The 292-nt window shown below is 37.0% G+C and carries 1 pseudogene; it reads right to left on the bottom strand.

What is annotated here, in order from left to right:
- Positions 1–292 (bottom strand): annotated as a pseudogene (locus ACFIO5_RS12625) (FAD-binding protein); the annotation flags it as partial.

Below are 292 nucleotides of genomic sequence, written 5' to 3'. Positions count from 1 at the left end.
TTTGTCTTTCTATTTTGCAGTATAGAACGAAAGCTTTTGGGAAGATTTTCAAATTCTGTTGTTGCACGCCAAGCAATAAAGCCACTAAAATTTGCTTTTTCGTGAAAAGGTGCCAATTGTCGTAATGTCGACCAAACTCCATCACATCCGATTAGGAGAGGCGTTGAATAAAATTGGTAGTGTTCTGTTTTCGTTGCTACATTTGTTTTTATTGTTTTTATGTTAATGCCGCTTGTGGTTTGGTTAGATGATACAACAGCTTCACCTGCTTTGTATTTGATAAGGGGCTTTC

It is taken from the genome of Bartonella sp. AA86SXKL (assembly GCF_042196885.1).
Note: the sequence above shows the minus strand (reverse complement) of the source record. Positions and strands in the feature narration are given on the sequence as shown.